This window comes from Nitrincola lacisaponensis (assembly GCF_000691225.1).
In the GTDB taxonomy this organism is placed as follows: domain Bacteria; phylum Pseudomonadota; class Gammaproteobacteria; order Pseudomonadales; family Balneatricaceae; genus Nitrincola; species Nitrincola lacisaponensis.
Genome location: NZ_JMSZ01000015.1, coordinates 161,556 through 182,293 on the forward strand (window position 1 = coordinate 161,556; position 20,738 = coordinate 182,293).

18 protein-coding genes are annotated in these 20,738 nt (G+C 53.2%); 10 read left to right on the forward strand and 8 right to left on the reverse strand.

The features are described 5' to 3' along the window. Positions 1 to 290: 290 nt before the first annotated feature. The 5 genes from apaG to ADINL_RS03090 are packed head-to-tail and all read right to left on the reverse strand — an operon-like array spanning position 291 to position 6,650. Positions 291 to 677: a Co2+/Mg2+ efflux protein ApaG gene (gene apaG, locus ADINL_RS03070; protein ID WP_036543838.1), complete on the reverse strand. Its 387-nt coding sequence runs from the start codon at positions 675 to 677 to the stop codon at positions 291 to 293. Positions 678 to 686: 9 nt separating this feature from the next. After that, positions 687 to 1,508 (reverse strand): 16S rRNA (adenine(1518)-N(6)/adenine(1519)-N(6))-dimethyltransferase RsmA, encoded by an 822-nt coding sequence (gene rsmA, locus ADINL_RS03075; RefSeq protein ID WP_036543839.1) that lies wholly within the window; start codon positions 1,506 to 1,508, stop codon positions 687 to 689. Further along, on the reverse strand, positions 1,501 to 2,541 hold the full coding sequence (pdxA, locus tag ADINL_RS03080) for a 4-hydroxythreonine-4-phosphate dehydrogenase PdxA (protein WP_051632506.1): 1,041 nt from the start codon (positions 2,539 to 2,541) through the stop codon (positions 1,501 to 1,503). Before pdxA ends, rsmA begins: the two co-directional genes overlap by 8 nt. Further along, positions 2,516 to 3,814, reverse strand: a complete 1,299-nt coding sequence (locus ADINL_RS03085; RefSeq protein WP_036543840.1) for a peptidylprolyl isomerase — start codon at positions 3,812 to 3,814, stop codon at positions 2,516 to 2,518. The genes pdxA and ADINL_RS03085 overlap by 26 nt, the downstream gene beginning before the upstream one ends. After that, positions 3,801 to 6,650: an LPS assembly protein LptD gene (locus ADINL_RS03090; protein ID WP_036543841.1), complete on the reverse strand. Its 2,850-nt coding sequence runs from the start codon at positions 6,648 to 6,650 to the stop codon at positions 3,801 to 3,803. The genes ADINL_RS03085 and ADINL_RS03090 overlap by 14 nt, the downstream gene beginning before the upstream one ends. 112 nt (positions 6,651 to 6,762) lie before the next feature. Here ADINL_RS03090 and ADINL_RS03095 point away from each other — a divergent pair, with 112 nt between their 5' ends. Genes ADINL_RS03095 through djlA form a run of 3 tightly spaced genes read left to right on the forward strand, consistent with a single transcriptional unit; the run spans position 6,763 to position 9,319 of the window. Beyond that, positions 6,763 to 7,800: an aminoglycoside phosphotransferase family protein gene (locus ADINL_RS03095; protein WP_036543846.1), complete on the forward strand. Its 1,038-nt coding sequence runs from the start codon at positions 6,763 to 6,765 to the stop codon at positions 7,798 to 7,800. Next, a complete protein-coding gene (murU, locus tag ADINL_RS03100; RefSeq protein ID WP_036543847.1) occupies positions 7,797 to 8,492 on the forward strand; it encodes an N-acetylmuramate alpha-1-phosphate uridylyltransferase MurU in 696 nt (231 codons plus the stop codon). The genes ADINL_RS03095 and murU overlap by 4 nt, the downstream gene beginning before the upstream one ends. After that, a complete protein-coding gene (gene djlA / locus ADINL_RS03105; RefSeq protein ID WP_036543848.1) occupies positions 8,489 to 9,319 on the forward strand; it encodes a co-chaperone DjlA in 831 nt (276 codons plus the stop codon). Before murU ends, djlA begins: the two co-directional genes overlap by 4 nt. 3 nt (positions 9,320 to 9,322) lie before the next feature. On the opposite strand, the gene ADINL_RS03110 is transcribed toward djlA, so the two are convergent. Next, positions 9,323 to 10,207 carry a DUF3530 family protein gene (locus ADINL_RS03110; protein WP_036543850.1) on the reverse strand — a complete coding sequence of 295 codons (885 nt, stop codon included), beginning with the start codon at positions 10,205 to 10,207 and terminating at the stop codon, positions 9,323 to 9,325. Positions 10,208 to 10,301: 94 nt separating this feature from the next. Here ADINL_RS03110 and rpe point away from each other — a divergent pair, with 94 nt between their 5' ends. Beyond that, the gene (gene rpe, locus ADINL_RS03115) at positions 10,302 to 10,970 is read left to right on the forward strand and encodes a ribulose-phosphate 3-epimerase (protein WP_036543852.1); all 669 of its coding nucleotides are present in this window, start codon (positions 10,302 to 10,304) and stop codon (positions 10,968 to 10,970) included. A gap of 140 nt (positions 10,971 to 11,110) precedes the next feature. Beyond that, positions 11,111 to 12,169, forward strand: coding sequence for a cytochrome-c peroxidase (locus tag ADINL_RS03120; protein WP_036543854.1), 1,059 nt, complete (start codon positions 11,111 to 11,113; stop codon positions 12,167 to 12,169). Between the two features lie 111 nt (positions 12,170 to 12,280). Here ADINL_RS03120 and ADINL_RS03125 read toward each other — a convergent pair whose 3' ends face one another. Beyond that, positions 12,281 to 12,652 (reverse strand): DUF4168 domain-containing protein, encoded by a 372-nt coding sequence (locus ADINL_RS03125; RefSeq protein ID WP_036543856.1) that lies wholly within the window; start codon positions 12,650 to 12,652, stop codon positions 12,281 to 12,283. 206 nt (positions 12,653 to 12,858) lie between these two features. Here ADINL_RS03125 and ADINL_RS03130 point away from each other — a divergent pair, with 206 nt between their 5' ends. Further along, on the forward strand, positions 12,859 to 14,313 hold the full coding sequence (locus ADINL_RS03130; RefSeq protein ID WP_036543858.1) for a sensor histidine kinase: 1,455 nt from the start codon (positions 12,859 to 12,861) through the stop codon (positions 14,311 to 14,313). After that, on the forward strand, positions 14,310 to 15,719 hold the full coding sequence (locus tag ADINL_RS03135) for a sigma-54-dependent transcriptional regulator (RefSeq protein ID WP_036543860.1): 1,410 nt from the start codon (positions 14,310 to 14,312) through the stop codon (positions 15,717 to 15,719). The genes ADINL_RS03130 and ADINL_RS03135 overlap by 4 nt, the downstream gene beginning before the upstream one ends. Before the next feature lie 54 nt (positions 15,720 to 15,773). Here ADINL_RS03135 and ADINL_RS03140 read toward each other — a convergent pair whose 3' ends face one another. Beyond that, positions 15,774 to 16,205, reverse strand: coding sequence for a MaoC family dehydratase (locus ADINL_RS03140; protein ID WP_036543861.1), 432 nt, complete (start codon positions 16,203 to 16,205; stop codon positions 15,774 to 15,776). Between the two features lie 182 nt (positions 16,206 to 16,387). On the opposite strand from ADINL_RS03140, the gene ADINL_RS03145 reads away from it, so the two are divergent. The 3 genes from ADINL_RS03145 (at position 16,388) to hemH (ending at position 20,724) form a co-directional block, all read left to right on the forward strand. Further along, the gene (locus ADINL_RS03145; RefSeq protein WP_036543863.1) at positions 16,388 to 18,160 is read left to right on the forward strand and encodes an acyl-CoA dehydrogenase C-terminal domain-containing protein; all 1,773 of its coding nucleotides are present in this window, start codon (positions 16,388 to 16,390) and stop codon (positions 18,158 to 18,160) included. A gap of 277 nt (positions 18,161 to 18,437) precedes the next feature. Further along, complete coding sequence (fabV, locus tag ADINL_RS03150) at positions 18,438 to 19,634, forward strand: enoyl-ACP reductase FabV (RefSeq protein WP_036543866.1); 1,197 nt, start codon at positions 18,438 to 18,440, stop codon at positions 19,632 to 19,634. Positions 19,635 to 19,638: 4 nt separating this feature from the next. After that, a complete protein-coding gene (hemH, locus tag ADINL_RS03155; RefSeq protein WP_036543868.1) occupies positions 19,639 to 20,724 on the forward strand; it encodes a ferrochelatase in 1,086 nt (361 codons plus the stop codon). Positions 20,725 to 20,738: the final 14 nt, after the last annotated feature.

Sequence of the window (20,738 nt, forward strand, 5' to 3'; positions counted from 1 at the left end):
GGCCTGCCCGACACGCCGTGAGCTCGTCCCTGAGGGCTCGCTGCCGCCGTCCTGGCGGCAGACGGTCAGTCAGACCCGATCTCATCCCCCCCCCCTTTGGAGGGCCCTCTGCTGGCTGGCACTGTATTGATGGGGGCCGGGGGTGCCGCTACCGTGGGACCGTCTGCCGCCATGGACGGCGGCAGTCGAGCGGTCAAGGATGACGGAAAGCGTGTCACGCGGTAGCGGTACCACTGTGCCAAGCCGGCATCCAGAGTGACCAGAAAGTGTGAACGCTCTGAATTAAAGCCTTAATGCAGGGCGTTGGGTAGTGCGAGTGTGAACGGGGGAATGGGGGCGATGAATTCACCCAGTGCTTCGCTGACCATGGCGTAATGGCCCTGCATGCTGCCGACTTCGGTTGGCAGAACAGTGCCGCTGGTATAGCTGTAGCTTTCGCCGGGTTGAATCACGGGTTGTTCACCGACGACGCCTTCGCCCATGACTTCCTGAATCTGCTCATTTCCATCGGTAATCACCCAGCGGCGGCTGATCAGCTGTACCGGAAAGCTGTTATGGTTGGTAATGGTAATGTGATAGGAGAAGACGTAGCGATGCGCCTCAGGGTCAGACTGTTCATTCAGATACGCAGTCTCGATGTGAATCTGGATGTTATCACCCAGTGATGAAGTATTCATAAACGCGGATTATTCCTTTTCGGCTGGCTGCTCAAGGTGAGTCAGAAAGTCACTGATACGGATGAATTCCTGCAGTGTTAAACGTTCCGGGCGCTCACCAGGGTTGATATTCAGTGCTTCCAGGTCTTCAGCACTGATCAGTTCCTTCAGGTTGTTTCGCAGCGTTTTACGACGCTGATTAAAGGCGATGCGCACTACCTGTTGAAGCCGTTCTACATCCTGAGCTTCATAAGGCAGGGTTTCATAGGGCGTCAGCCGCACTATAGCGGAATCGACTTTGGGTACCGGATCGAAAGCTTCTGGCGGAACCAGAAACAGGTTGTCGACGCGGCAGTAGTACTGCGCCATGATGCCCAGGCGACCATAATGCTTTTCACCCGGAGCAGCGGCCAGGCGTTCGACTACTTCCTTTTGCAGCATGAAATGCATGTCAGCCACATGACGATGGTGGCTCAGCAGGTGGAAAATCAACTGCGTTGAAATATTGTAGGGCAGGTTGCCGACAATGCGTAAACGCTGCGAGCCGTGACACAGGCTGGTGTAATCAAACTTCATGGCATCAGCTTCATGGATACGGAAGTGGTCACCATAGCGGAAAAACTTGGTTCTCAGGATAGGTACCAGATCGCGATCCAGCTCAATTGCGTCCAGATGTCCGGCTGCACTGAGCAGTTCTTCTGTGAGTGCACCAAGCCCCGGACCTATTTCGACCAGGGCATCTTCGGGACGTGGACTGATTGAGCGGATAATGCGCTGAATCACCCCTTGATCCTGTAGGAAGTTTTGTCCAAAGCGTTTGCGGGCTTTATGGCCCACGGGTTTTTTACTCATGAGTTTCCAACGATAAATGTTGTGCTGTGGCCATCTGCACAGCAGTGTGAATGGCGGTGATCAGGCTGCCGGCATCGGCTTTACCTGTACCGGCAAGATCAAAGGCCGTGCCATGATCGACAGAGGTGCGGATGATAGGTAAGCCGAGGGTGATGTTCACGGCTTTACCAAATCCTTTGTATTTTAGTACCGGAAGACCCTGGTCATGGTACATGGCCAGTACGGCATCTGCTTGAGCCAGGTACTTCTCGTTAAACAGGGTGTCGGCAGGCAATGGGCCTTCAAGCTGTTCACCACGCTGACGGAAACCTTCCAGGACCGGTGAGATCAGTGTCAGTTCTTCATCACCCAGGTGACCGCCTTCTCCTGCGTGAGGGTTGAGGCCGGCGACCAGTATGCGAGGTTGTGTAATACCGAATTTTTGCCGCAGATCTTGCAGCAGTATTTCGATGACCTCTTCCAGCAGAGGTGCCGTGATTGCATCGGCAACGGCTCGCAATGGCAGGTGTGTCGTCACCAGGGCAACACGCAGTCCTTCAGTCGCCAGCATCATCACGACCTTGGAAACGCCGGTCAGTTGTTCCAGAAATTCCGTGTGACCGGTAAATGGAATGCCTGCATCATTGATAATGCCCTTGTGTACCGGCGCTGTGATCAGGGCATGCAGTTGACCTTGCTGACAAGCAAGTGTCGCTGCGGTCAGCGTATCCAGCACATACTGAGCATTGCGAATATCAGCGTGTCCAGGCTTGGCCTCTGTGGCCATGGGAACAGGATGGATCAGCAGTTCACCGGCCTGGCAGAGGCGACTATCTTCGGGGCCTTGCCAGGTATGTAGCGTGAGCGGCAAATTCAGTAAAGTTGCACGGGACTGCATCAACTGGGGATCGGCGAAAACCACCAGCTGATGAGGCCAGTACTGTTGAGCCAGCATGACGCACAGGTCGGGGCCGATACCGGCAGGCTCTCCTGGTGTCAGTGCAAAACGTAATATGGGCACTGCTAACTTATCCCGGATTACGGATTTCAACATAAGCCTGTGAGCGCAGTTCGCGCAGCCAGTTGTCCAGCTCTTCGTTGAACTTGCGTTGGCTGATGGTATTACGGGCCATGTTTTCCATCATCTCATTGGACATATCCTGGGTGCGACGGTCACGTACCCAGAGAATATGCCAGCCAAAGCGTGACTCGAAGGGTTCTGAATATTCACCAACAGGCGTATTAATCATCACCTGCTCAAATTCGGGAACCATCTGACCTTCCTGAGCCCAGTCCAGGTTGCCCCCCTGGGAGCCGCTGCCGGGGTCATCACTGTAACGACGAGCGAGGTTTTCGAAAGGTTGACCGTCGCGAATGCGCTGTAACAGGTCGTATGCCAGATTGCGGGTTTGCTGCGCAGAGCGAATTTCGTTCGGCGTCAGAAGAATATGGCTGACCAGTGTTTGTTCAACCAGAGTCACATCACCGCCACGGCGATCTCTGACGTACAGCAGGTGGAATCCACCCGGTGTACGGATTGGACGACTGAACTCACCAGGCTGTAATGTGGCAATGGCGGCTGCCAGATTTTCAGGCAACTCATTCTGCTTGCGCCAGCCCAGATTTCCGCCCTCCAGCGCGTTAGGTGCATTGGAGGCTGAAACGGCCAGGTCTGCAAACTCTGCACCGCCCACGAGCAGCTCAAAGACTTCCTGAGCGCGGCGTTCAGCTGCCTGAATTGCTTCGGGTGAGGCTTGAGAGGGCAGTGCAATGAGGATATTGCTCAGCAGGAACTCGGCCTGGGCCTGCTGGCGAGCTGCGTCTGAACCCAGAAAATTGCGGATTTCCTGCTCGGAAACCTGAATACGACGGTAAACATTGTTCTGCTGTACCTGATTCACCAGGAGCTCGCGACGAATCTGCTCGCGTGCCTGTGCATAGTCCTGGCCTTCTGCAATCAGGGCTTCACGGAACTGCGCCAGAGACATGCCATTTTGTGCAGCAATGGCTTCCAGCGTTTCATTGAGCTGGCGATCCGAAATGCGCAACCCCTGATTTTCGGCAACCTGCAACTGCAAACTATCAATGATCAGGCGATCCAATACCTGTTGGCGCAGAATATCGGATGGTGGCAGTTGCACACCCTGACCCTGAATCTGTTCTGTGATCAGTTGGGTCCGCAAGTCCAGTTCGCTTTTCATGATGATGTCTTCATTCACGACCGCCACGATACGATCCAGCTGCTGTGCCTGTAACTGAAACGGCAGCAGGGCGGTCAATAGCAGGGGCAACAGAGACCGGGTCAGCCATTTGTTAGAAATTATCATGATCTTTCTCTCTAAAACCGGTTATTTCTTCGATCAGGCTGCGTCCGCCGTCACCCCCGAAGGAGCCCAGGCCGCGCAGGACAAATTGCACGAATACACCACGATCATATTCGGCTTCGGAGCCTCGGACATTCGACGAACTCAGCCACTCTCTGGCAGTCAGACGCATTTTCCAGCAGCAGGTTCCGTATTCCAGTCCGAGCAGGGTGTCCAGTCGTTGGCGATTGGCAATATCATGCTGCCAGCGTCCGATCCAGCCCCATTGAGGGTTGATCTGGTTGCGGAATACTATGTCAGACTGTCGGGTACGATCCCGGCTTGGAATAGCGGAGTTGACCCGGTCACGATAACTGAAGTAAAACAGGTTTTCATCATCGGGGCGCCAGGCCAGCTGATAATTCTGCTCTTCCATGTTGAAACTGTCGCGGTCAATCTCGGAATCATGACGCAGTCGCAGATTCGGCGTGATATTCCATTGCGCCAGCAGTGCCAGGTTGGAGCTGGATTCGGTGCCACTGATATCGCCTGGGCGCAGGTCGTTACCATCACGGTCCTGAAGATAGTGCGCCTGAGCGACCGCGATACGCGCTTTCTCCATGCCGCGATCATCATACAGTGCCGAGGACACACCTATTGTGGCCTGTGAGGTCGCCGATACGCGGTCATTACCACTCCAGCCATAGCGATCAAACAGGTTGTTATAGCTGAAGCTCAGCTGTGAAGAGTCAAAGTAGCGGAACTGGCTCAGCGTCGGCTGCTCATTGTCTTTCTCAACATGCAACAGCATCAATCGTGGCTCGAGAGACTGAGAGTAAGACTGTCCGGAAAAGCTGAAATCCCGGTCAAAATACAGTCCTGAGTCCAGGCTGGCGATACCGGCTGTGACCGATGAGGGAATGTCGCTGCTATCGGCGCCTTCAGGGAAATCAAAATCATAACTGCTGTGCCACAATGTCAGCGCACCATTCATATAGCCCCAGGGGCGGCTGTTGCGATGACTGAAAGTGGGACGCAGATGCACACGCTGGGCATCGGTACGGCGGATATCCGACGTATTGGCAAAGAAGTCCTTGCGATCACGCTCAAAGCGCACGTATTCCGCCTGATAATCGACTGAGGCACGTCGGTTCAGACGCTCATTGCCGGTCAGCAACAATTGCGGTGTGCGCTGGTAGGGAGAAGACAGGTTGTCATTAATGGTCTGGTATTGATGCAGGTTCGCCAGGAAGTTCCAGCCATCTCCCTGATACCGCAGCTGGCCACGTTGATCCAGATGATCCGTTCTTTGCACTTCCAGGGAAGTGCCCAGATCAGCAAAATAATCATTGTCGCTGACACGCGTGTAGTCGATTCGGCTGGTCCAGCGATCTGCCGGACTGCCGGAATGCTTGAAGCCGGTCAGCCATCGATTTTCATCATCTTTACGGTCATCGCCAGATAGGTACGCCAGACTCAGTTCGTTGTGAGACCAGCTGTTCATATAGCGAAGCTCATTCTCCAGCAACAGGCCACGCTTTTCGATATAGCGTACTGTGAGCGTATCATCCAGATTGGGAGCGATGTTGAAATAGTAGGGGATACTGAAATCAAAACCATCACTCTTGGATGCCCCTACACTGGGGTAGAGAAAGCCGGATTGGCGGCGATCATCGATCGGAAAACGGAACCAGGGCATGTAGAATACCGGTACGTCAGCGATCCGGAAGGTTGCATGTTTTGCAACACCGTACCCCTTGTCCGGATGCAGGGTAATTTCACCGGATGCAATCGACCAGTCATTATTACCCGGCTCGCAATAGGTAATAGCACCTGATTCGAGGCGTACCCGTTGATCATCATAGCGGGTGATCGTGGCAGCAGAGCCGCGCAAATGCTCATAATGCATCACGTATTCAGCGGAATAAAAGCTGGAAACGCCGGCATTGAAGTCTGTTTCGGCACGCTGTCCTACCAGCAATACCCCGGGCTCTCTGAAGGTTACATCACCTTCCAGAAAGGCTGTGCGGGCGCTGTTATCCACTTCACCGTAGCGACTGGTAAACAGACGGCTGCCCTGTTGGATCTTGACACCTCCGGTTAACCTTGCCAGACCACTTTGCAAGTCCGCTGAGGACAGATCTGCTTCAGCGTAGATCGGCTGTTCGCCGTCTGCAAACTCGCTTTGCAAATAGGCTATCTCTGGTTCTACATAACGGCCCTTGCAGAGCATCGGTTCAGTACCAGTATGTGGATACCAGTCCAGATAGGCATAAGGATTATTCAGCAGCACCCCGGAGGCACCAGCTGTCGGCGTGTTAAACCGGCCCAGTTGCGCAACACTGACAGCCTGGGCATTACCAGGCGCACAGGACCAGTTGCCATCAAAGCCGGCGGTACATTCCCAGGCGTCCGCTGTGCGGGCTCGCGTACTGGAAACAGCCGTATGTGGCTGAGTATCCGTGCTGACTTGCGGTGTGTCTGCCGCAGGTGTTGCAGGCACGCCACTGAAGTCAGCCGGAGGCTCTATGGCAAAGGTTTGCACCTCTGCTGCTGGCTCACTGCTGACAGGTACTGCCGGAGTGTCAGCTGTCACAGGTTCTGGTGCAGTGGTCACTGGCGCAGCCGCAGCTGGAGTCGCAGGACGAGTGGTTGCACTGGGTGAAGGCGAGGTCAACGCTGGCTGAGGTGTGCCTTGGGCATCCATCAGCAGTTCATTCACTTCACAATCCCACTCACCGTTTGGCAGCAGGTTGCAGACCCAGAGGCGTTCATCCGTTTGGGCCGCTACCATCGGTGCGCAAAGGATGGCTGCCACCGCCAGGGAAAGTCGATAAGCACTGTGTTTTTTAAAGGGCATCAGGTCGCGGTCCGGTAGCGAGTCAGGCAGAGTTTCTTGCTGCCTGTGAGTCTAGTACTATTAAGATCTGCATAATAAAGCATTCACAGGGCCAAGTGCTAGAGGACAACGAATGGGAAGACGTCAACAGGCGTTGAAAAAATGGGTATTGGCTCAGTTGATAGTATCGGATCCTCAAATGGCCGATGCGCTTTCGCTGGTGCCCGTCGCGGGTGATGCCAGCTTTCGCCGTTATTTTCGTGTGACATATCAGCAACAGTCCTATGTTTTGATGGATGCGCCACCTGAGCATGAAGACTGTCAGCCATTTATACAGATTGCACGACAATGGCATGCCGCAGGTATTCGTGTACCACGTATTCTGGCGGAGGATCTGACGCAGGGTTTTTTAATGCTGGAAGACTTTGGTGATGTGCTGCTCAGGTCTGTGCTTCAGGAGAAGACTGCCGACGACCTCTATTGTCAGGCATTTGATCAGCTGCATCGTATTCAGACACTCCCGGCGGGCGTTTTGCCAAAATACGATGCCGTATTACTGCAGCGTGAGATGTGCTTGTTTCGTGACTGGTTCTTGTCCAGCTGGCTGGCACTGGAATTGACCGATGCTGAATCTGCTTGCCTGGCGGCGGTTGAGCAGCGACTGATCGAGTCTGCTCTTGAACAGCCTCAGGTTGCTGTCCATCGTGACTATCACTCGCGTAACCTGATGCTCCTGCCAGAGGGTGGAATTGGCGTGATCGATTTTCAGGATGCGGTAGAAGGTGCTGCGACCTATGATCTGGTTTCGCTGCTGCGTGACAGCTATATCCATTGGCCGGAGGCACAGGTGATGCAGTGGGTGGACAGGTTTCATCAACAGTCACCCTGGGCTGCCAGGCTGACTGCACAGGAATTCCGGCAGGCATTTGACTGGATGGGGATGCAGCGTCAATTAAAAGTCTGCGGCATTTTTGTACGCTTGTGTCTGCGTGATGGTAAAGCGGGCTACCTGCAGGATATTCCCCTGACGTTACGGAATTTGTGGCAGTCAGCCAGACGTTACCCGGAGTTTGCAGAGTTCGCCTGCTTTTTGGAATCACGGGTTATTCCCCGGCTCAATCAGCGTCCTGAGCTGCAAGCACTGAATTTGCAGGATTGGTGGAAAGCATGAAGGCAATGATTCTTGCTGCAGGTTTGGGAACACGTATGCGTCCCTTGACCTTGACGACGCCCAAGCCTCTGCTGCAGGTGCAGGGTAAACCTCTGATTGTCTGGCATATCGAGCGTTTGGTAGCCGCAGGAGTGACTGAACTGGTCATTAATCACGCCTGGCTGGGTGAGCAGATAGAAATGTTCCTGGGAGATGGCAGTCGCTGGGGCTGTCAGATTGCTTACTCTCCAGAGGGTGAGCCACTGGAGACAGGGGGTGGAATTCTGCGTGCGCTGCCCGCATTAATTGAGCATCCGGATGAGTTGTTTCTGGTGGTGAATGCCGATGTGTTCTGTGATCTGGATGTCACCGGGCTGATTCAGCAGCCATTGGCGGATACAGACCTGGGGGTTTTGCTGATGGTGGATAACCCATCCTGGCATGCTGAAGGTGATTTCAGATGGCAATCTGAAACAGGTTATCTGCATCCTGTTGAGGGAGAGTCCCTGACCTACAGTGGTATCAGTATCTTGCGCGGTCGTTTACTGGAAAACTGCGCGCCTGGAGCTTTTGGTCTGGCTCCTTTGCTGCGCCAGGCTATTGCTGCAGGTGTATTGAGAGGCGTACGACATGCCGGGTATTGGTCCGATGTTGGTACACCTGAGCGCCTGGCCTTACTGAACGCAAGTGAGCAAAAAGAGGTTGTTGAATGAGTGCCGAACATTGGGGACAGCAGGCCGGGCAGGGGTTTTTACGCTATAAAACCGGTCTGGTGTTGGGTGGTTTGATCGGACTGGTGTTTGGCGGGTTGTTTGGTCTGGTGTTCGGTGGAACCCTGGGCTATTTTGCAGAGCGGGCATTGCGAAAGGTTAAAGCCCTGGCTCCGCAACAGTTGTTTTTCAGAGCAACCTTCACCGTCATGGGTAAAATCGCCAAGGCTGATGGTCGGGTAACCGAATCCGAGATAGATTTTGCCCGTGCTGTCATGACGCAAATGCGACTGAGCGACGCAGCCCGGTCACTGGCGATTCGTTATTTCACTGAAGGTAAGCAGCCTGAAGTGGATATTGAAACAGTACTGCGCCCTCTGGCGATTGTGCTGAAGCATCGCTTCCCGGTAAAACTCATGTTTCTGGAGTTGCAATTGCAGGCGGCTATGGTCGATGGCGAACTGTCTGCCGAGGAATTGAGTGTTATCGAGACAATCTGTCATCACCTGGCGTTTACCCCGATGGAAATGCGTGCGGTAGTGGAGCGGATACGCGCGGCCCAGGCATTTAACCAGCATGCAGGCGACTGGGATGCAAGCAGTGGTCGTTCGCAGACCAGTTTGCTTGCCGAAGCTTATGGTGTGCTGGGTGTGAGTGCGTCAGCCAGTGATTCGGAGGTGAAAAAAGCCTGGCGCAAGCTGATGAGTCAACACCATCCGGACAAACTGGTTTCCAAGGGTTTGCCTGAAGAGATGTTGCAGCTGGCCAAAGAGAAAACCCAGGAGATCCAGAGTGCCTATGACCGGATTCGCAAGGCGCGTGGGCTTTGAGGGCTAATCACGGCGAATGCCGGGTGGGCGCTGATCTGTTTCAGGCGTATTGATCCGTTGTTGCTGGCGCTGCTCATCCGGGTTCAGTATGTGGGTCTGTATGAGTCCACGCACCTGGCGCTTTAGCCAGGTCATATCGGAATTCCAGTCACTCCAGGGGTCCTTGATGCGCTGTTGGTGATAGTCAGTTTGGCCTGCCTGGCGCATTGCATTGCGGCGCATGCGGGCATCTGGAAGGGCTCTCTGTCCGGTGACATAGGGCTCACGGTAGAGATCAATCACGGTCATGTCCAATGCGGTCAGCCGCTCCAGCAGGCGTGCATGCTCTGTATCCTCTGCCGGGCGCGGGTTGATCAAGATCAGTCGGATCTGGGGTTCAGCCGGATTCTGTTGCAGATACAGGCTGGCCCACTCGGCGCTGCGACCCATGGCGATTACCAGAACACGTTCCAGATCCTGCTGTTCCAGCAAACGCAGACCTTCCTGTATACGAGATAGGGTTTGTGTCTGGTGGGCTGCTTGCAGTTCTGCAAAGCTTTCTGTTGCCTGGGTGTTCAGGTGTTGAGGTGTTAACGGAAGCGGGAGAGTCAGTGTCAACCAGCCCTGTTCTGCCAGATACAGTCGTAATGCGTGGGTTTGTTGTAACCACTGCTGCTGACTGTCTGTGTCACTGAGTAACAGTATGCCGCCCAGTGCTTCAAAGCGTTCAGCTGCTTGCAACAAGGCTGGATAGCGCTCGTTGTCGGTTTCCAAAAACGTTATCCGGGTATCGGCGGGTACGGCTGCTTTCAATGTCGCCATGAATGCGTCTTCTGCTGCATGGCTGCTTGTCAGGAACAGGCAGAGCAACAGTGCCTGCAGTCTGGCCAGGATGCGTTTTGTCGCCAAGTTCGAGGTTCCAATGCTGTCAGTGTGGCTGTTGTGTGATGCGTTGTAGGCTACAATAGCGGAAATTTGATCGATTGACGACCAGGAAACCTGTATGACTGATTATCTGATTGCCCCCTCAATACTCTCTGCGGATTTTGCCCGTCTTGGGGAAGAAGTCGATAGTGTGTTAGCTGCCGGGGCGGATGTGGTGCATTTTGATGTCATGGATAACCATTATGTCCCTAATCTGACTGTGGGACCGATGGTCTGCAAGGCGCTACGCAAACATGGCGTGACAGCGCCCATTGATGTGCATCTGATGGTCAAGCCGGTAGACCGTCTGATCGGGGACTTTATTGAAGCAGGTGCCAGCTGGATTACCTTTCATCCTGAAGCATCTGAGCATATTGATCGTTCATTGCAGATGATTCGTGATGGTGGCTGTAAGGCTGGCTTGGTGTTTAATCCGGCAACGCCACTGCATTATCTGGATTATGTGATGGATAAGCTGGATGTAATCCTGTTGATGTCGGTTAACCCTGGTTTTGGAGGGCAGCGTTTTATTCCGGGTACGCTGGATAAGCTGCGCGAGGCGCGTCAACGCATTGATGCCAGTGGTTATGCCATACGTCTGGAAATTGATGGCGGGGTGACGGTTGATAATATTGCTGAAATTGCAGCAGCTGGAGCGGATACCTTTGTGGCCGGGTCAGCGATCTTTAATACGAACGATTATCAGGCCACTATCGAGAAAATGAGATCAAATCTCAAGCACTTATAGGAAAAACACTTACCGGAAGTTTTCTTGATCCAGGTCAATTAATACGAGGAACTTTCGGGCGTTTGTCGATTTGCCCCTTCATGTAACCTTGCTAGACTAAACCTAGTTTAATACCCGCTAGACGGGTTAAAGGGGGCAAAATGAAACGTAAAATCAGTCTACTGACATCTGCAGTCTGTTTGTCTTTGGCTTCTTCTGTAGCCATGGCTGACGCTCTTCGGGATCGCGCTTCAGCACTGTTTGAAGCCATTCCACAAGAGCCGCCGGTGATTGAAGGCAATGAGTTGACGCCTGAAAAGGTGGAGCTGGGCAAAATGCTGTTCTTTGAACCGCGCTTGTCTGCCAGTCATCTGATCAGCTGTAATACCTGTCATAACGTTGGCTTCGGTGGTGATGACTACCTGCCTGTGTCTATTGGGCACGGCTGGCAGAAAGGACCACGTAACGCACCAACAGTCTTCAATGCGGTTTTCAACGCAGCCCAGTTCTGGGATGGTCGTGCAGCTGACCTGGCTGAGCAGGCCAAGGGCCCGGTCCAGGCAGGTGTTGAAATGAGCAGCACGCCTGAGCGTGTTGTCGATACACTGAACAGTATGCCGGATTATATTGAGCGCTTTAAAGCCTCTTTCCCGGGTGAAGCTGATCCTGTGACTTTCGATAACATGGCGATTGCCATCGAGGCTTTTGAAGCCACATTGATCACGCCGAACTCACCATTTGACCTGTGGTTGAACGGTGATGATGCTGCGCTGAATGATGAGCAGAAAGAAGGTTTGGCCTTGTTTATGGATAAAGGCTGTGCCGCTTGCCATGCGGGTGTGAACTTTGGTGGCCAGAACTACTTCCCATTCGGTCTGGTGAAACGTCCTGGTGCTGATATTCTGCCAGAAGGCGACCGTGGTCGTTTTGAGGTGACTCAGACAGCGACCGATGATTATGTCTTCCGCGCCGCGCCACTACGTAATATCGAGCTGACTGCGCCTTACTTCCACTCCGGTGCTGTATGGGATCTGGAAGAAGCAGTGTCAGTGATGGGTGTTGCCCAGTTGGGTGCTGAGCTGAATGATGATCAGGTACACAAAATTGCCGAGTTCTTGCGTACGCTGACTGGCGATGTGCCGACTGTCGTGTATCCACACTTGCCGCCGAGCACTCGGACCACTCCACGTCCTGTGAGTATGATGAATCCAGACTACTGAGTTAGGCAGGATATCCTACTGACAAAAAAACCGGATCTTATGATCCGGTTTTTGTTTGAGGAAGGTGTTGTGCGTTCAGGTGGTTCTGGCTGACCTGAACTTGTCGTACACTTAGTTCAGCATTTCAGCAACCTGATCACGCAGCTCTGGATCGCTCTGCAGTGCCAGTGCAATTGTGTTATAGGTTTCAACATCCATGCCTGCCGCTTCAACAGCTTCAATCATCATCTGGCTGGCTTCCTGCTGCAGTTCAGCTGCTTGCTCCTGATCTGAAGTGCTCTCCAGACGAGCAGAATAATCCGCCCGAATGTTATCCAGATCACCCTGTACAGCAGCAAAGGTTTGCAGATCAGATTCAGCAAATTCGACCTGGCCTTGTTGAGGTGCTGCCATGCCTGATTGTGTTTCATAAGCGAGCGTATGGGAGGCAAAGCCCAAAGTCATGAGGCTGGCGAAGGCGGTGGCAAGTAGTGTCTTTTTCATCACATTAACTCCTTGTTTTGAATTCACATAGATTATTGCCAGATGTGTGCCAACTTTTTATAAAATCATTCAATTAATTGATTTATATATAATTATTTTTATTATTTGAATTATTTCAGGGTGTTTTTATTTGTTGAGCACGGATCATTTGTGTCATAGTGTGTGTCAAATTGGCTCATGTGTCATAAAGGCTAAGGGAGAAGGGCGTGAAGGGGCGTATATTGTCAGGCAACCTGCGGCGCGTATTGCTGGTCAGGGTTGCGTTACCTGTTTTGCTGATTCTGGCGCTGATTTTGTCAGCTGGGCAAACCTTGATCAGTAACTTTATTGAAGAGCGCATGCAGCGTGATTTGCAGCTGGTAGCCAGGGCTGTGTATTTACCAGTCAGTCATGCCATGGCGCGTAATGATCTTGAGCAGATGCAAAGCAGTATGGCATCTCTGTTTGGTATGACTGAAGTGTATGGAGCGTATCTGTTTGATGCCGAGGGGCAGCCGCTGATCAGTTTTGGCGTAGTGAATCCGACTCAGAAGCAAGCGGAAGATGCATTGCAGAAAACCCTGGCTGGTGAGTTTGATCAGTATGAGCGTATTCGTGGTCGGGATGTGTATTCCTTTTTTATGCCGATGTTCGATGCAGCGGGTCAACCCAATGGGCTCTTGCAGGTTACTCGACGGCACAGTGATATAGGTGAGCAGCTCAAGCGTCTGGCCTATGGCTCCTGGGCTGGGTTTGGATTTATTTCGTTATTGATCCTTGGCATTCTGGTATTGACCCATCAGGGAGCGATAGGTCGTCCTCTGGAGCGTATTCTGCGCAGTATTCAGCGTGTTGAGGCCGGTGATCACGGTCATCGGGCCGCGGTAGATGGCCCGAGTGAAATACGTCAGTTAGCGGCGGGGCTAAACGGTATGCTGGATGCGATTCAGCAGGCCGAGGCACGAGAACAGGAGCAGCGTCTGGCACGGGAGGTGATTGCTGAACGTTTGCGCCAAACGGAGACATTGGCGGCCCTGGGGCAGTTGTCGGCAGGGGTTGCACATGAGCTGGGTGCGCCTCTGAGTGTTGTGGATGGTCGGGCCAGTCGCCTGCAACGACGCCTGCAGGATGATCGGGATATCCATGAGCTGGATGATATCCGCCAGCAAATTGCACGCATGGCATCAATTATTCAGCAGCTGTTGTCTTATGGTCGCTCGTCACGCGCCAAGCCTCGGCCACTGGATCTGGCTGCATTATTACGACGGTCACAGTCGTTAATTGCCGGTGAAGGGTTTGATGTTGAGGTGGAGTCGGGCCCGGAAGCGATGCTGATGGGCGATTCCCTGAGCCTTGAGCAGGCCCTGATCAATCTGTTGCGCAACGCCTGTCAGGCATGCCCTGAGGGGCCTGTACGTATGCACTGGAAACTGGATCAAAAAATTCATGTATATATTGAGGATGCAGGTCCAGGTGTAGATCCTGGTCTGGGAGAACAGATATTTGAGCCTTTTGTCACCACCAAAACACCGGGGCAGGGCAGTGGGCTGGGGTTGGCGATCGTCAAGCGTATTGTTGAAGAACATGGTGGTCAGATCCTGGTGCGCCGCAGTGAGTTGGGAGGCGCTTGCTTCGAACTTGTTCTGCCGCTGGAAACACCTGAACAGGAGGTGTATGCATGAGTCGAGTGAGTACCCGGCAGTCATTGTTACTGGTTGAAGATGATCAGGCGCTTGCGGCGCTGATACTGGAAGAGCTGGAGGCGGCTGGTTTTGATGTGCGCACGGCAGATACGCTCGCTCAGGCAAAAGTGGAGCTGGATAGCTTGCAGCCGGCATTGGTGATTACCGATCTGCGATTGCCTGATGGGCATGGAATGCAGCTGGTGGAGCGGGTGATGCAGCTGGATGAGGCAGGACGCCCCGGATTGATAGTGATTACTGCTTTTGGCAGCGTGCGGCAGGCTGTAGAAGCGCTACAGGCGGGTGCGGATGATTTTCTGACCAAGCCGCTGGATCTGGAACACTTCCTCTTGAGTGTTCACAAAGTGCTGGAGAATCATCGAGTCCGGGATGAGCTTAGGGTTTTCCGTCAGCTTTCGCGTCAGCAAACGGCGTTTCATGGTATCTGGGGAAAAAGCCAGGCGATTCGTACCCTGTTTGATCAGATCCGTGTCGTGGCCCGGGCACAAGGGCCGGTGTTGATTAATGGTGAGAGTGGTACAGGTAAGGAGCTGGTTGCCAAAGCGCTACATGCCGAAAGTGAGCGTGCCGATGGTCCGTTCCTGGCCGTTAACTGTGCCGGTATTCCACAAGAACTGCTGGAAAGTGAGTTCTTTGGGCATGCTGCCGGTGCGTTTACTGGCGCACGCAAGGCACGTAAGGGGTTATTACAGGAAGCGCAGGGTGGCACCTTGCTGCTGGATGAAATCGGTGAGATGCCTTTGACGTTACAGGCAAAGCTCTTGCGCGCCTTGCAGGATGGTTCAGTCAGGCCGGTAGGACAGGATACCGAGGTGCAGGTAGATGTGCGGATTATTGCCGCTACTCATCGGGATTTAAAGCAGAAGGTTACGGAAGGCAGTTTTCGCGAGGATCTTTATTATCGACTGGAAACCTTTGCAATTCAGATTCCACCTTTACGCCAGCGTGAAGACGACCTGGAACTGCTGGCGCAGCAATTTGTGCGACAGAATGCGGTAGCCCAGGGTAAGGCGATTCAAGGGTTTTCCGATCAGGCGCTGGCTTTGGTTCGGGTTTACCCCTTTCCCGGTAATGTGCGTGAATTGCAGAATGTTGTTGAGCGTGCAGTGGCTTTTTGTGACGGTGAGTGGATTGAACCACGCCACCTGCCAGGGCGCTTGCTGGAGACACTGAATGATGAGGGTCCTGGTATCACGATCGTGCCAGACAGCTTCAGCGAACAAGAGCGACGATTACTGGAGGGCAAGGTGCTGCCAACCCTTGACGAGCTGCAAAAGCGTTATGTTCAGCTGGTGCTGGACGAGGTGCAGGGCAATAAGCGCCGGGCCGCCGCATTACTGGGGATCGGGCGTCGAACCCTGTATCGTTGGCTGGATCAGCCTTAAATAGAGTATCTAATAGCCTCTGCATGCCGTTAGTGCTTGCAGAGGCTTCAACTCTCACGCGTTGCGCTTGTCGACCATAAATGTCGCTTCGCCCGTGGCAACCAGTGTTTCACCCACCGTTACATCCGTACGCATTTTGACGCGGCGACGTTTTTCATCTATCTCGGTGATCGTCAGGGTCGCCTTGGCCGTGTCGCCAATATATACAGGGGCCTTGAACTTGATCTGCTGATCGATATAGATACAGCCAGGTCCTGGCAGACGGGTGCCGGCAACGGTAGAGATCAGTGCAGCACTGAACATGCCATGGACAATACGCTTCTTGAACAGTGTGGTTTGGGCATATTCTTCATTAATATGCACCGGGTTGTTGTCTCCGGAAATGCCGGCAAACAAATACACATCTGATTCAGAAATCGTTTTGGCATAGGATTCGCTCATGCCGACTTGCAGATCTTCCAGGTAATAGCCGTGTATATCCTGCATTTTTCAGTTCCTGTCTGTCATGTGTTGTAAAAATCGTTCAGTATAAAGATAAGCGTAACCGATTTTGTGCTTATCAGATACGTCTGGCATGCTAGAATAAGTATAAACCCTTATGTATGGCAAGCGGCTCGAAAGGTTGTCATGCAAGGAATGGATCTGAACCTGTAACGAGAAGGTAGTGTATGGCTGACTATAACGCTCCGGTAAAAGACATGAAACTCGCGCTGAATCAGATAGCGCGTATGACAGAACTTTCCTCTATGCCTGTTTACGAGGATGCCTCTGCTGATATGGTAGACGCTATTCTGGATGAGGCAGCGCGGGTTGCTCGTGACGTGGTTGCACCGACCAATTGGGATGGTGACCAAAAAGGCGTGCAGCTGAAAGACGGTGGTGTGGTGTGCCCGGAAAGCTTCCATGAAGCCTATCAGCAATATGCCGAAGGTGGCTGGGGATCGCTGCAGTTTGACCCGGAATATGGCGGTCAGGGTATGCCGTATCTGCTGTCGATCCCGGTGATGGAAATGTGGCAGTCTGCAAACATGGCCTGGGGGCTATGCCCGCTCCTGTCGCAGGGTGCGGTTGAATGCCTGTCGCTGAATGCCAGTGATGAAATCAAATCCATCTATCTGCCCAAGCTGATCAGTGGCGAGTGGGCCGGTACCATGAACCTGACTGAAGGTGGTGCTGGATCAGATCTGTCCCAGGTGCGTTGCAAAGCAGAAAAAGATGGTGACAGCTACCGTATTACCGGTGAAAAAATCTTTATTACCTGGGGTGATCACAGCCTGACAGACAACATTGTGCATCTGGTGCTGGCGCGTTTGCCTGATGCACCGGCGGGTGTTCGCGGCATTTCACTGTTTGTGGTGCCGAAGTATCTGGTCAATGCCGATGGCTCTCTGGGGGATTACAACAACACCAAGCCGCTGTCGCTGGAACATAAAATGGGTATCCACGCCAGTCCGACAGCGGTGATGGGGTTTGAAAACTCTATTGGCTATCTGGTGGGTGAAGAAAACCGTGGTTTGGCCTGTATGTTTACTATGATGAACAACGCCCGTCTGGGGGTTGGCTTGCAGGGTGTGGCAATTTCAGAACGTGCCTATCAGCATGCACTGAATTTCGCACATGAGCGCATTCAAAGTCCTGCCGTGGGTTATAAAGAGGCGGGTCCGATCATCCGTCACGGTGATGTACGTCGCATGTTGCTGACAATGAAAGCCTTTACCGAAGCTGGACGAGCGTTGACCTATGATGCCTGTGGCAGTATTGATTTTGCCCACCATGCCGAAGATGAGACTCGCCGTGCGCGTGAAAAGGCTCGTGCTGCGCTGCTGACGCCGGTGGTTAAAGGCTGGTGTACTGAGTTTGCCCAGGAAGTGACCTCGATTGGCGTACAGATTCATGGTGGTATGGGCTTTGTTGAAGAAACCGGTGCCGCCCAGTACTACCGCGATGCCCGTATCCTGCCTATTTACGAAGGTACCAATGGTATTCAGGCGCTGGATCTGGTCGGACGTAAGATTCTGATGGATAAGGGCGAAGCGCTGACATTGTTGCTGGCTGAAATGCGTGAGACTGTTGCAGCGGGTGGCGAGTTTGCCGAGCTGGCAGCCGAGCTGGGTGAAGCAATTCTGGTTGTTGAGCAGGCGCGTGATGACCTGCTGGCCGGTGCGGCTGACGATCCTCAGTTAGCCGGTGCTGTTGCACATAATTTCATGATGCTGCTCGGTACGGTTGCCGGAGCATGGGAACTGCTGCGTCAGGCTGAAGCTGCGAAAGGATTGCAGGCTGAGGGTGAAGATGATGCCTTCCTGGAAACCAAGCAGGTTACAGCGCGCTTCTATTTTGAGCAGATCCTGCCTCGTTACCTGGGCTATGCACGCATGGTCAAAGCGGGCAGCGCGACCATCACTGAAATGTCTGACGAGCAATTCGCAACAGCCTGGTGATCTGCTCACGCTGAGTGCGGGTTTGGCATGGTGGTACCGCTACCGAGGGACTCGCTTTTCGTCATCCATGACCGCTCGACTGCCGCCATCCCTGGCGGCAGACGGTCCCTCGGCAGCGGTACCACCATGCCTCTGCAATATCCTGCTGACCGATAGGTGTGCCGAACTGCCTCGCTACCATCACCCCGTCTCCGTATCATCGGACAGATTAACCCACTGGCGCTTTTGTGATACAGTGGCCGAATCGTCAATCCATAGCTGAAAGATAGCGAATCCTATGATTATCAAGCCTAAAATTCGTGGTTTTATCTGTACGACCACCCATCCTGTTGGCTGCGAAGCCAATGTGCGTGAGCAAATCGAATTTACCCGGTCACAGCCCAAAGTTGATGGCCCCAAGCGGGTGCTGGTCATAGGCTCCTCCAGTGGCTATGGCTTGTCATCTCGCATCGCTGCGGCGTTTGGCAGCGATGCAGCAACGATCGGTGTGTTCTTTGAAAAGCCGGGTACTGAGAAAAAAACCGGAACAGCCGGCTGGTATAATGCTGCCGCTTTTGATCGTCTGGCCCATGAAGCGGGCTTGTATGCAAAAAGCATCAACGGTGATGCTTTCTCGCACGCCGCCAAACAGAAAGTCATTGAGCTGATCCAGGCAGATCTGGGACAGATTGATCTGGTGGTCTACTCTCTGGCATCGCCGGTGCGCAAGCTGCCGGATTCCGGTGAAGTGATTCGTTCAGTGTTGAAGCCGATCGGTGAGCCCTACCGTTCGACGGCGATCGACACCAACAAAGACTGCATTATCGAAGCTGAGATTGAACCGGCTACGGAAGAAGAAGTGGCCGCCACAGTGCAGGTTATGGGTGGTGAAGACTGGCAGCTCTGGATCGATGCCCTGGCTGACGCCGGTGTACTGGCTCAGGGTTGCAAAACCGTTGCCTACAGCTATATAGGTACAGATATCACCTGGCCTATCTATTGGCACGGTGCGCTGGGTAAAGCCAAGCAGCATCTGGATGAGACAGCAGCCAGTTTGAATACCAAACTGTCTGCACTCGAAGGACAAGCCAATGTGGCTGTACTCAAATCCGTCGTGACCCAGGCCAGCTCAGCAATTCCGGTGATGCCGCTCTATCTGTCCATGGTCTTCAAAGTGATGAAGGCTCAGGGTCTGCATGAAGGGTGTATGGATCAGGTCTGGCGCCTGTTCAGTACCGGCCTCTATGGCTCAGGTGCACAGATGGATGATGACAATCGTTACCGTCTGGATGATTGGGAATTGCGTGATGAGGTGCAAAATGCCTGTCGTGATCTTTGGCCCCAGGTGACTACCGAAAACCTGTTTGAGTTAACCGATTACGCTGCGTATAAAGCAGAGTTTCTAAAGCTTTTCGGCTTTGGTATCGAATCGATTGATTATGAGCAGGATGTTAATCCGGATGTAGCCTTTGAGGTCATTGAGCTGGAGGGTTAAAACGATGCGTTTTAATGGCGTGAAGGATTTCAGTCATGCTCAGGCGGATCGTATTGGTGTGCTGATCACCAATCTGGGTACGCCGGATGAGCCGACAACACCGGCGTTGCGTCGCTACCTGAAAGAGTTTTTGTCTGATCCTCGCGTTGTTGAAGTGCCCCGGCCGATCTGGTGGTTCATTTTGAATGGTATCATTCTGAATGTCCGCCCGGCCAAGTCAGCGGCGGCTTATCGTGAGGTGTGGACTGATGAAGGTTCACCGTTGCTGATCCATACGCGGAATCAGTGCAAGGCGTTAAAAGCCTATTTTGCGGACCGTTATGGTGACCGGGTACAGGTTGAATTTGCCATGCGCTATGGTAACCCGTCCATGCACAGCGTACTGGAAAAGCTTCAGCAGGGCGGGGTGCGCAAGCTGGTGGTGCTGCCTTTGTATCCGCAGTACTCCGGTGCCACGTCAGCCTCAACATTTGATGCGCTGGCGGCAGACTTTACCCGTCGCCGCTGGTTGCCGGATCTTAACTTCATCAGCCATTATCATGATTTTGATCCCTATATCGATGCGCTGGCCAATAAGATACGAGCATTTCAGCAGGATGCTGGTGTCCCAGACAAGCTGATTTTTTCCTATCACGGTGTGCCCAAGCGCTATCTGCTGGAAGGTGATCCTTACTTCTGTGAGTGTCACAAAACCTCTCGTCTACTGGCAGAGAAGCTGGGCCTGTCTGCAGATCAATATCTGACAACTTTTCAGTCCCGTTTCGGGCGTGAGGAATGGTTGCAGCCCTACACCGATGAAACCCTGAAGGCCTTGCCTGCCAAAGGTGTCAAATCGATCCAGGTGGTCTGCCCTGGTTTCTCCTCCGACTGTCTCGAAACCATTGAAGAGATAGGTCAGGAAAACCGTGAGTACTTCATGGAAAACGGTGGCGAATCCTATGCCTATATTCCGGCGCTCAATGCCGATCCGGATCATATCGACATGATGATTCAGTTGCTTGAACCTCATCTGCAAAATTGGCTGGTGGGTTCAGAACGACAGGGTGAAGAGACTCAGTCTCTGGCGCGGCAACAGGGCGCAGTGCGTTAATTCTCAGGAGTTGT

Bases quoted from the DNA above. Each gene is read 5' to 3' on its own strand.
- ADINL_RS03120 (WP_036543854.1), top strand. From the start codon at position 11,111: ATGAAACGTAAAATCAGTCTACTGACATCTGCAGTCTGTTTGTCTTTG.
- ADINL_RS03140 (WP_036543861.1), bottom strand. From the start codon at position 16,205: ATGCAGGATATACACGGCTATTACCTGGAAGATCTGCAAGTCGGCATG.
- ADINL_RS03135 (WP_036543860.1), top strand. From the start codon at position 14,310: ATGAGTCGAGTGAGTACCCGGCAGTCATTGTTACTGGTTGAAGATGAT.
- djlA (WP_036543848.1), top strand. From the start codon at position 8,489: ATGAGTGCCGAACATTGGGGACAGCAGGCCGGGCAGGGGTTTTTACGC.
- ADINL_RS03090 (WP_036543841.1), bottom strand. From the start codon at position 6,650: ATGCCCTTTAAAAAACACAGTGCTTATCGACTTTCCCTGGCGGTGGCA.
- ADINL_RS03145 (WP_036543863.1), top strand. From the start codon at position 16,388: ATGGCTGACTATAACGCTCCGGTAAAAGACATGAAACTCGCGCTGAAT.
- fabV (WP_036543866.1), top strand. From the start codon at position 18,438: ATGATTATCAAGCCTAAAATTCGTGGTTTTATCTGTACGACCACCCAT.
- pdxA (WP_051632506.1), bottom strand. From the start codon at position 2,541: ATGTTGAAATCCGTAATCCGGGATAAGTTAGCAGTGCCCATATTACGT.
- apaG (WP_036543838.1), bottom strand. From the start codon at position 677: ATGAATACTTCATCACTGGGTGATAACATCCAGATTCACATCGAGACT.
- rpe (WP_036543852.1), top strand. From the start codon at position 10,302: ATGACTGATTATCTGATTGCCCCCTCAATACTCTCTGCGGATTTTGCC.
- ADINL_RS03125 (WP_036543856.1), bottom strand. From the start codon at position 12,652: ATGAAAAAGACACTACTTGCCACCGCCTTCGCCAGCCTCATGACTTTG.
- ADINL_RS03095 (WP_036543846.1), top strand. From the start codon at position 6,763: ATGGGAAGACGTCAACAGGCGTTGAAAAAATGGGTATTGGCTCAGTTG.
- murU (WP_036543847.1), top strand. From the start codon at position 7,797: ATGAAGGCAATGATTCTTGCTGCAGGTTTGGGAACACGTATGCGTCCC.
- hemH (WP_036543868.1), top strand. From the start codon at position 19,639: ATGCGTTTTAATGGCGTGAAGGATTTCAGTCATGCTCAGGCGGATCGT.
- rsmA (WP_036543839.1), bottom strand. From the start codon at position 1,508: ATGAGTAAAAAACCCGTGGGCCATAAAGCCCGCAAACGCTTTGGACAA.
- ADINL_RS03085 (WP_036543840.1), bottom strand. From the start codon at position 3,814: ATGATAATTTCTAACAAATGGCTGACCCGGTCTCTGTTGCCCCTGCTA.